The 11,066-nt window shown below is 38.9% G+C and carries 9 protein-coding genes; all 9 read left to right on the top strand.

Features of this window, described 5'->3' with window-relative positions; translation table 11 throughout:
• Nucleotides 1-218, top strand: a 218-nt coding sequence (locus MWJ95_RS22890; protein WP_249107296.1) for a hypothetical protein, incomplete at its 5' end; no start/stop codon positions are given.
• Complete coding sequence (rseP, locus tag MWJ95_RS22885) at nucleotides 163-1,425, top strand: RIP metalloprotease RseP (protein ID WP_249073098.1); 1,263 nt, start codon at nucleotides 163-165, stop codon at nucleotides 1,423-1,425. The genes MWJ95_RS22890 and rseP, both read left to right, overlap by 56 nt.
• A 211-nt stretch (nucleotides 1,426-1,636) precedes the next feature.
• Nucleotides 1,637-3,343 (top strand): proline--tRNA ligase, encoded by a 1,707-nt coding sequence (locus MWJ95_RS22880; protein WP_249073097.1) that lies wholly within the window; start codon nucleotides 1,637-1,639, stop codon nucleotides 3,341-3,343.
• Between the two features lie 209 nt (nucleotides 3,344-3,552).
• Entirely contained in the window at nucleotides 3,553-7,884 is a 4,332-nt protein-coding gene (locus MWJ95_RS22875; RefSeq protein WP_249073096.1) for a PolC-type DNA polymerase III, read from the top strand.
• A 146-nt stretch (nucleotides 7,885-8,030) separates the two neighbouring features.
• Nucleotides 8,031-8,363 (top strand): hypothetical protein, encoded by a 333-nt coding sequence (locus MWJ95_RS22870; protein ID WP_249107295.1) that lies wholly within the window; start codon nucleotides 8,031-8,033, stop codon nucleotides 8,361-8,363.
• Between the two features lie 293 nt (nucleotides 8,364-8,656).
• Nucleotides 8,657-9,127, top strand: a complete 471-nt coding sequence (rimP, locus tag MWJ95_RS22865) for a ribosome maturation factor RimP (protein WP_249073095.1) — start codon at nucleotides 8,657-8,659, stop codon at nucleotides 9,125-9,127.
• Between the two features lie 31 nt (nucleotides 9,128-9,158).
• On the top strand, nucleotides 9,159-10,298 hold the full coding sequence (nusA, locus tag MWJ95_RS22860) for a transcription termination factor NusA (protein WP_249073094.1): 1,140 nt from the start codon (nucleotides 9,159-9,161) through the stop codon (nucleotides 10,296-10,298).
• Nucleotides 10,299-10,473: 175 nt separating this feature from the next.
• Entirely contained in the window at nucleotides 10,474-10,752 is a 279-nt protein-coding gene (gene rnpM, locus MWJ95_RS22855; protein ID WP_068983119.1) for an RNase P modulator RnpM, read from the top strand.
• On the top strand, nucleotides 10,749-11,057 hold the full coding sequence (locus MWJ95_RS22850) for a YlxQ family RNA-binding protein (protein ID WP_249073093.1): 309 nt from the start codon (nucleotides 10,749-10,751) through the stop codon (nucleotides 11,055-11,057). Before rnpM ends, MWJ95_RS22850 begins: the two co-directional genes overlap by 4 nt.
• Nucleotides 11,058-11,066: the final 9 nt, after the last annotated feature.

The raw sequence follows: 11,066 nt of genomic DNA, 5'->3' as shown, positions 1-11,066 counted from the left end.
GTGCGAAAGCGAAGCGACAGCAACAAATGTTTTCTGTAGCGAAAGCAAAGCGGCAGCTACAAAGCGCCCAGTCGGAATGGAAATCAACCACACGTGTTGTTGATAATCCTAAAACAAAGAGAGAAGATATCGTTAACTATTCACTTTTAAAGGTGGGGTATTATGCAAACAGCTATTGCATTTATTTTAATATTTGGCCTACTTGTATCCTTCCATGAATTTGGTCACTTCTTGTTTGCGAAACGAGCAGGAATTATGGTTCGAGAATTTGCAATCGGTATGGGACCAAAAATTTATGGGAAAACACATGGTGAAACAATCTATACGATACGTTTATTGCCGATTGGTGGTTACGTTCGTATGGCTGGTGATGACATGGATGGCATCGAGTTACAGCCTGGCTATCGAGTAGGGCTCATTGTAAATGAAGATAACATTGTACAGAAAATTATCTTTAATCAAAATAATAAGCAATTACCAGATTTGTTATTTTTAGAAGTTGAGCGTGCCGATTTAGAAAAGGAATTGTTTGTAGAAGGCTATGATGAAGAAGAAAAATTAGTTCGTTATAATATTTCAAGAGATTGTATTCTCGTAGAAAACGGTAAAGAAACGTTAATTGCACCATATGATCGTCAATTTAACGCTAAAACAGTTGGTCAGCGAGCTATGACAATATTTGCAGGCCCATTATTTAACTTCATATTAGCTTTTGTTATTTATTTGCTGATTGGATTAATTCATGGTGTGCCTACGTATGAGCCGATCATCACAGAAGTAGTAGAAAATGATCCAGCAGCACAAGCAGGAATGCTTGCAGGCGATAGAGTAACTGCGATTGATGGACAAGCAGTAGATAAATGGCAAGATTTAGCTGCTATTGTACAAGATCACCCAGGTGAAGATATTGCTGTAATAGTTGATCGAAATGGTCAGCAAGTTACCTTAAAAATGAAGGTAAAAGAACAAGTAGAAAATGGCAAAAAATACGGTCAAATTGGCGTCAAGTATGAGAGCCCGCGTGAATTTAATCCATTAAAGGCTGTTGTTTATGGCGCTCAAGAAACGTATAATATGACCGCAAAAATATTTGAACTGCTTGGTATGTTAGTTACCGGTAAATTCACTATAGATGCTCTATCTGGTCCAGTAGGAATTTATAAAGCAACAGAGATGGTAGCTCAATATGGATTCATGAACTTAATGAATTGGGCTGCAATGTTAAGTATCAACCTTGGAATTATGAACTTACTACCGCTTCCAGCGCTTGACGGTGGACGACTATTGTTCTTTGGCTTCGAAGCCGTAAGAGGAAAACCAATTGATCGTCAAAAAGAGGGTCTTGTGCATTTTGTAGGTATCGTACTATTAATGATCTTAATGGTCGTAGTTACATGGAACGATATACAAAGATTTTTCTTTTAACTAAATGAAGTGAAGTTAAGTTTTTTCAAGTAAAACATCCGGCGTGTTGATTAGGAAAAATAGGTTTATGAAAGAGCGACAAAGAATTTTTTGTTGCTTTTGGAAAAACATAGCTTTGAACGCAATTTTTTTGAAACATTGCGTTCAAAGCTAAATTTGTTTATGCTAATTAGAGTATAAAAACTTATCTATTAAAAAGGTGGAACACTGAATGAAGCAAAGTAAAACATTTATCCCAACGCTACGTGAAGTACCTGCTGATGCAGAGGTAAAATCACATAAGCAATTACTACGTGCAGGATTTATTCGTCAAAATACAAGTGGGGTATATTCGTATTTACCGCTTGCAAAACGTGTGTTAACAAAAATAGAAACTATTATTCGTGAAGAAATGGAAGCCATCAATTCAATTGAGCTTTTAATGCCTTCATTACAATCTGCGGAACTTTGGCAGGAATCAGGCCGTTGGGAAAAATACGGTCCAGAATTAATGCGTTTAAAGGACCGTCATGATCGTGATTTCGCATTAGGTCCAACACATGAAGAAGTGATTACAACTTTAGTACGCGATGAAATTAAATCATATAAAAAATTACCGCTAACACTTTATCAAATTCAAACTAAATTCCGTGATGAAAAACGTCCTCGCTTTGGTTTACTACGAGGCAGAGAGTTTATTATGAAAGATGCATACTCTTTCCATGCATCACGTGAAAGTTTAGATGAAACATATGATGATATGTATCGTGCCTATTCAAATATTTTCTCTCGTCTTGGCCTAAACTATCGTGCAGTTATCGCAGATGCAGGCTCAATTGGTGGGAAAGGTACTCATGAATTTATGGTGCTTTCTGAAATTGGGGAAGATACAATTGCATACTCTGATACATCTGATTATGCTGCAAACATCGAAATGGCAGAAGTGCTTGTAGACTATCAACCATCAGATGAAGCAATAAAAGAGCTAGAAAAAGTGGCAACACCAGACCAAAAAACGATTGAAGAAGTATCAGCTTTCTTAAATGTTGAGCCTTCCAATGTCATTAAATCATTAGTATTTGATATTGATGGTGAATTAGTTGTTGTACTTGCTCGTGGAGACCACGAGATTAATGATATTAAACTTAAAAATGCGCTTGATGCTAGTTCTGTGGAACTTGCTAGTGAAGCAGCAATTCGTGAGTTATTAGGCTGTGGAGTTGGTTCAATCGGCCCTGTTAAATTACCAGTAGACATTAAAGTAGTAGCTGACAATGCTATTAAATCTATTCGTAACGGTATAGCTGGTGCAAATGAGGATGGCTTCCACTTAGTAAACGTTAATCTAGAGCGTGATTTTGCCGTGAATGAATACTTGGATATTCGTTTTATTCAAGAGGGAGACCCATCTCCAGATGGACAAGGTATTATCAAGTTTGCAGAAGGTATTGAAGTTGGTCATATTTTCAAATTAGGAACAACTTACTCTGAAAAAATGAATGGTACATTCTTAGATGAGCAAGGTAAATCACAACCATTTATTATGGGATGCTATGGTATTGGTGTATCACGTATATTAGCTGCTGTTGCAGAGCATTTCCAAGATGACAATGGATTTGTTTGGCCAACACAATTAGCGCCTTACGATATCCATGTTGTACCTGTTAATACTAAGGATGAAACACAAGTTGCCTTAGCTGATGAGTTATATGGCTTATTAAAATCATACCGTTATGACGTGTTATTAGATGATCGTGCTGAGCGCGCAGGGGTTAAATTCGCAGATGCTGACTTAATTGGCTTGCCTGTCCGCGTAACAGTAGGTAAAAAAGCAACTGAAGGTGTTGTTGAGGTTAAACTTCGTCAAACAGGTGAAACATTCGAGTGGAAAAAAGAAGAGGTCATTGATCGCTTAAATGAATTTTTCCGCAAGCATTAATTTCCTTAAGAAGAACCTCTGTCCCAAAGGGTATTAAATAGATAATAAATTCGCGCCACTTCTCGGGGACAGCGAGCCAAGCATGAATTCATAGCGATTAGAATTTGTGAGGCTTGACGGTGCCCCCAGAAAGGGAGCGGATTTTTTTCTTTGATTCGTATAACAAGAGGCTTTAAAACTGCCTCTTTCTGAAAGTAGGTGTCAATAGATTGGAACAGCAACAAGAAGCAAGAACTAGGTTTCAAATGCTCTTGCAACAACTAGAGTTAACAGACGATGTGTATATGTCCTTTTTTGAGGACGGTGAATTATCACGGTTAACTGTCCATAAAAAGAACAGGCTATGGAATTTCTCCATTAAATTACGAGATGTCCTTCCTTTTCCGCTATTCCAACTTTTTCGTACTCGTTTGACTGAAAAGTTTTCAGCTATCGCTCAAATCCACACAACGTTTGATACGGTAGAGAAAAATGTTACAGAGGAACTTGTTCAACAATATTGGTTAACAGTAGTAGAGCAAATAGATGAGATGGCGCCAACTTTAAAACATTGCCTAGCCTCACAGATGCCTATGTGGAATGGGCAAAAAATCATTTTATCCTGCATGCAAGAAATGGAATTTATGATGCTGAAAACAAAGTATGCAGAAAAGCTTTCCGAAAGTTATAGTCAATTCGGCTTTCCACACGTTGTAATTGATTTCGTGCTTCAAGATCAAACAGAAGAAATGATTGCGGCACAGGAAGCTTTCATGGAACAAAAGCGTTTAGAGGAAGCGGCTTTAGCCCAGCAAGCGATACAAGATTACCAAAAACGTGAGCAGGAGAAGAAAGAAAATCCAGCTATTGCCAACCTGGGTGATCGACCATTCCAGCTTGGTATGTTAATTAAAGATGATGAAACAATGGAAATTAAACGCATTGTTGAGGAAGAGCGTCGTGTTATCATAGAAGGTTATGTTTTTGATACGGAAATTAGAGAGCTGAAAAGTGGACGCTCATTATTACAAATTAAAATTACCGATTATACAGACTCTATCGTAGTAAAAATGTTCTCACGCGATAATGATGATGCAGAGCTAATGCAGCATTTGAAAAAAGGCATGTGGGTTAAAGTACGTGGATCTGTGCAAACTGATACGTTTATCCGTGATTTAATCGTTATGGCAAATGATATCAACGAAATCAAAAAAGAAACACGACAAGATAAGGCTCCAGAGGGAGAAAAACGAGTTGAATTGCATTTGCATACACCAATGAGTCAAATGGACGCTGTGACACCAGTGGATCGACTTGTTGCGCAGGCTGCAAAGTGGGGGCATCCAGCCGTGGCTATTACCGACCATGCTGTTGTGCAATCTTTCCCAGAAGCTTATTCAGCAGGGAAAAAGCATGGGATTAAAGTTATTTATGGCTTGGAGGCTAATTTAGTAGATGATGGTGTACCGATTGCTTATGCACCAGAGAACCGATTATTAGCTGATGATACCTATGTCGTGTTTGACGTAGAGACGACAGGTTTATCTACTGCTTACGATACGATCATTGAGCTTGCCGCGGTGAAAATTAAAGATGGGCAAGTAATCGATAAGTACGAAAGCTTTGCCAATCCCCATCACCCACTTTCTGCGACGACTATTGAACTGACAGGCATTACAGATGATATGGTACGAAACGCACCAGAAGTAGAGCAAGTCATTCAGGAATTCCATGCGTTTATCGGAGATGGCATAGTAGTAGCGCATAATGCATCATTTGATATTGGCTTCCTATACACAGGCTATAAAAAATATGGGCTAGAGGGAACCGTTCATCCAGTTATTGATACGCTGGAGTTAGCTCGATTACTTTATCCAACGATGAAAAACCATCGTTTAAATACACTTTGTAAAAAATTCAATATCGAATTAACGCAACATCACCGAGCGATTTATGATACAGAAGCAACTGGCTTTTTACTTTTACAGCTATTAAAAGACGCAGATGAATTAGGTATCAAATATCACGATGACTTTAATAAGCATGTTGGTGGTGGAGATGCCTATAAAAAGGGACGACCAATGCACTGCACGATATTAGCAGTAGATAATGCTGGATTAAAAAATTTATTTAAAATAGTCACGCATTCACATACAAAAACGTTCTATCGTGTTCCTCGTGTCACACGAGCGGTCTTAGAGCAATATAGAGAAGGTTTACTAATCGGATCAGGTTGTAATAATGGTGAATTATTTGAGACGATGATGAATAAATCCCCAGAGGAAGCAGAGCAAGTTGCGAAATTCTATGATTATATCGAAGTTCAACCAAAGGCCGTGTATGCACCATTAATTGAGCGCAATGTCGTACGTGATGAATGGACACTTGAAGATATTATTCGTAAGCTCGTAAAGCTAGGCAAGAAAATCGATAAACCAGTTGTAGCTACTGGTAATGTCCATTACTTAGATCCGACAGATGGGATGTTCAGACAAATTCTCATTGGTTCTCAAGGCGGCGCCAATAGTTTAAATAGATCGAAGCTACCTGAAGTTCATTTTAGAACGACGGATGAAATGCTTAAAGAATTTGATTTTTTAGGACCAGATCTTGCGAAGGAAGTTGTTGTGACCAACACTCAAAAAGTTGCCAATATGATTGGTGATGTTAAGCCAATTAAAGATGATTTATATACACCAAAAATTGAAGGCTCTGATGATGAGGTAACAAATTTAACCTATGAAATGGCTCATCTTATATACGGAGAAGAGTTACCAGAAATCGTAAAGGCACGAATTGAAAAGGAATTAAAATCAATTTTAGGCCATGGTTTCGGCGTAATTTATTTAATTTCTGCGAAGCTTGTGAAAAAGTCATTAGCGGATGGCTATTTAGTAGGTTCCCGTGGATCTGTAGGATCTTCATTAGTCGCGACCTTTATGGAGATTACCGAAGTAAATCCACTTCCACCACATTATGTTTGTCCAAATTGTAAGCATTCCGAGTTTTTTGATGATGGGTCAGTAAGCTCTGGCTTTGACTTACCAAATAAAGATTGTACGGAATGTGGAACACCGTATAAAAAGGATGGGCAAGATATCCCATTCGAAACGTTCCTTGGCTTTAAAGGAGATAAGGTACCCGATATCGATTTGAATTTCTCTGGAGAATATCAACCACAGGCTCACAACTATACAAAGGTATTATTCGGTGAAGATTATGTATATCGTGCTGGAACAATTGGTACAGTTGCAGAGAAAACAGCTTACGGCTATGTAAAGGGCTATGCTAATGATAACAACTTGCATTTCCGCGGTGCCGAGGTAGATCGCTTAGTGCAAGGTTGTACAGGCGTAAAACGTACAACGGGACAACACCCTGGCGGAATTATCGTAGTACCGGATTATATGGATATTTTTGACTTCTCTCCAGTGCAATTCCCTGCGGATGCACAGGATTCAGAATGGCGTACAACGCACTTTGATTTCCATTCTATTCACGATAATATTTTAAAGCTTGATATTCTAGGTCACGATGATCCGACTGTGATTCGGATGTTGCAGGATTTATCAGGGATAGATCCAAAAACGATCCCAACAGATGATCCAGTCGTAATGAAAATCTTTAGTTCTCCAGAATCTTTAGGTGTAACAGAAAAGCAAATTGGTTGTAAGACAGGAACACTTGGTATTCCTGAGTTTGGTACCCGTTTTGTACGCCAAATGCTTGAAGATACAAAGCCATCAACTTTCTCAGAGCTTGTGCAAATTTCAGGACTTTCTCACGGAACTGACGTATGGCTTGGTAATGCACAAGAATTAATTCAGAATGGTACATGTGTGCTGAAAGAAGTAATTGGTTGTCGTGATGATATCATGGTGTATTTAATTTACCAAGGGCTAGAACCATCACTGGCATTTAAAATTATGGAGTCCGTGCGTAAAGGGAAAGGTTTATCTGAAGAGTTTGAGGCAGAAATGCTGGCAAATAAAGTACCAGGCTGGTATATCGAATCATGTAAAAAGATAAAATATATGTTCCCGAAAGCCCATGCGGCTGCTTACGTGTTAATGGCTGTTCGTATTGCATGGTTTAAGGTACATTTCCCGATTCTGTATTATGCCGCTTATTTCACAGTTCGTGCAGATGATTTCGATCTGATTGCCATGGTACAGGGCTCGCAAATGATTCGTGCAAAAATTGATGAAATCAATATAAAGGGTTTAGAGGCTTCAACAAAAGAAAAAAACCTATTAACGGTAATGGAATTAGCACTTGAAATGTGTGAACGTGGTATGAGCTTCCAGAAGGTGGATTTATATCGTTCGCAGGCTAGTGAATTCATCATTGATGGAAACTCTTTAATTCCACCATTCGATGCGATTCCTGGACTCGGTACGAACGTTGCCAAACAAATAGTGGCAGCACGTGAGGACGGAGAATTTTTATCGAAGGAAGATTTACAACAACGAGGGCGAGTATCCAAGACTTTAATAGAATACATGGATCAATTAGGTTGTTTAGAAGGAATGCCTGATGCCAATCAGTTATCACTTTTCTAAGAAGAGTAAATCTGAAGGCTTCATCATCAATAACGAATAACTTATAAGTCTTATGCTCAAATTAAGCCTTATAAAGTTGAGGGTTTACATTTTATTAAAATGATACAAATTATATAAGTTGATTGAAGTGGAGACTGGGCGACTCCTTGGGGATCAGCGATAGAGGAACGAAGGCTAAAATCATCACATCCTGTGATAACGCCTTCGTGACCAACATCGTGTTGGCCCAAGCGGCTCATCGGACGCCCCCAGGAAGCTCTGCTCTGTGCGAAAGCGAAGCGTCAGCTACAAATGTTTTATCTGTGCGAAAGCAAAGCGACAGCAACAAATGTTTTATCTGTGCGAAAGCAAAGCGACAGCAACAAATGTTTTATCTGTGCGAAAGCAAAGCGACAGCAACAAATGTTTTCTGTAGCGAAAGCAAAGCGACAGCAACAAAGCGCCCAGTCGGAACGGAAATCACCTTCACGTTATGGTGATGGGCCCCGATTTAATGCACAAATGTCAATTTCTAGACACAAATTTTGGCTTCACATAATAGATGTCTTTAAAAAGGAAATTTGCATTGTGCAGTAAACTATGCTATCCTTATGGTAATAATTTGTTGATATTTTTCCAGCAAAAGAGTGGGACCTTCCCGCTCTTTTCTGTTGTTATACCGTAGCAAAACAAATTTTTGACTAACAGCAGGTAAGACCGTTAAATTTCACCAAAGCTACTGGTGGAATTTCTGTTTTATTACGCCAGAATTTGATAGATACAGGAGGAAACAATGAGCAAAGTACCATCTTTAATTGAAGAGCTCGCTAAACCGATTGTTGAAGAGTTGAATCTTGAGCTTGTAGATGTCGAGTTCGTAAAAGAAGGACGTAACTGGTTTTTACGTGTTTATGTGGATACACCTGAAGGTGGAATTGACATTGAACAATGTGCCCAAGTTAGTGAACGACTAAGTTTGCTATTGGATGAAAATGATCCAATTACACAAAACTATTATTTAGAAGTTTCTTCACCTGGAGCAGAACGTCCATTAAAAAAGGATACTGATTTTGAAAATGCGATTGGCAAATTTATTTATGTTAAAACCTATGAGCCCATCAAGGACATGAAGGAATTCCAAGGCTACTTAACATCATATGATGAAAATACATTAGTGATGGAAGTACGCATTAAAACGCGTAAAATTACAGTAACAATTGAACAAGAAAAAATCGCATTGGCACGACTTGCCATCGACTTTTAAGCATAATGCATATTTAGGAGTGAAAACAAAAATGAGTAGTGATTTGTTAGATGCGCTAAATGCGCTAGAAGAACAAAAAGGAATTTCAAGAGATGTGTTAATTGAAGCAATAGAAGCGGCATTAGTTACAGCTTACAAACGCAACTTCAATCAAGCACAAAATGTTCGTGTTGACTTAAATTTAGATAAGGGCTCTATTCGTGTCTTTTCACGCAAAGATGTTGTTGAAGAAGTAGAAGATGACCGTTTACAAATTTCTGAAGAAGATGCCAAGGCTATCAACCCTGCGTACCAGTTAGAAGATGTGGTTGAGCAGGAAGTGACGCCTCGAAACTTTGGACGTATTGCTGCACAGACAGCGAAACAAGTTGTTACACAACGTGTGCGTGAGGCAGAACGCGGTCTAATTTACGAGCAATATGTGGACCGTGAAGATGATATCGTGACGGGTGTAGTTGAGCGTCTAGATGCTCGTAATATTTACGTAGGTCTAGGTAAAGTAGAAGCTGCATTACCACAAAACGAACAAATTCAAGGTGAATCATACCATCCACATGATCGCATCAAGGTTTACATTACAAAGGTTGAACGTACAACACGTGGACCACAAGTTATCGTTTCACGCACACATCCTGGTTTATTACGCCGCTTATTTGAAATGGAAGTACCTGAAATCTACGAAGGTATTGTAGAAATTAAATCAATTGCCCGTGAAGCAGGGGATCGTTCTAAAATCTCTGTTTATGCACATAACGAAGAGGTAGATCCAGTAGGTTCATGTGTAGGGGCAAAAGGTGCTCGTGTGCAAACAATTGTCAATGAGTTAAATGGTGAAAAAATCGATATCGTTGAATGGTCAGAAGACCCAGTTGTGTTTGTAGCAAATGCTCTTAGCCCATCTAAAGTTTTAGATGTTCAAGTCAATGAAGAAGAAAAATCTACTACTGTTGTTGTTCCAGACTATCAATTATCACTAGCAATTGGTAAACGTGGTCAAAATGCTCGTTTAGCTGCCAAGCTAACTGGCTGGAAAATTGATATTAAGAGTGAAACAGATGCTCGTGAGTTAGGTATTTATCCATCTGCTACAAGCACTTTCGTACCTGCTGAGGATGACGAAAGTGATTTCGATGATGTGACAGTTGACTTATATCAAGACGACGAAGAATAAGTAAGGAAGCCCGTGTGACTAGTTAGCTGCCATTATTCAGTGGGCGTTGGGCGACGTCGACTGAATAATGGCAGAGCCTACAACGGGAAATGAAATTTTATTTCAAATCCGACTTAATGTAGCGCATGGCTAGTCCACCTCTTACGACAAGCTTCAGAGAGGAAAGGTGATTCTTATGGCTATTAATAAAAAAGTACCTCTTCGAAAATGTGTAGCTACCGGTGAAATGCTACCAAAGAAAGAAATGATTCGTGTTGTTCGTTCGAAAGAGGGCGAAGTAAGTGTGGATGTCTCCGGGAAAAAACCCGGGCGTGGTGCCTATGTCTCTAAATCGGAGAAAGCGATTGAAATCGCCCGTAAGAAAAATGTTTTAGGGCACCAACTTGATGTAAAAATCCCTGAAGAAATCTACGATGAACTTATTTTGTTGATTCGTAGGGAGTCTATTATATGAGCAATCAAGCGATCTATAATTTGCTTGGGCTAGCGGCAAGAGCCCGTAAAGTGATTTCAGGAGAAGAGTTAGTAGTAAAGGAAGTCCGCAATGGTAATGCTAAGCTAGTACTACTTGCAAACGATGCTTCTAAAAACTCTAGCAAAAAAATTCAAGATAAATGCACGTATTACAACGTTGAGTATCATGTAATTGGTGATCGTTATGATCTAGGACATGCTACAGGTAAGGAGGCCCGAGTGGCTTTAGCTATTACCGATAAAGGTTTTGCAAGCAAATTGTCTAGTCTACTCAACGAAAAATAATCGGGGGTG

The sequence above is a fragment of the Lysinibacillus sp. Bpr_S20 genome, assembly GCF_023337835.1.
Lineage (GTDB): Bacteria > Bacillota > Bacilli > Bacillales_A > Planococcaceae > Lysinibacillus.
This window is presented reverse-complemented; position numbering and strand designations above follow the sequence as displayed.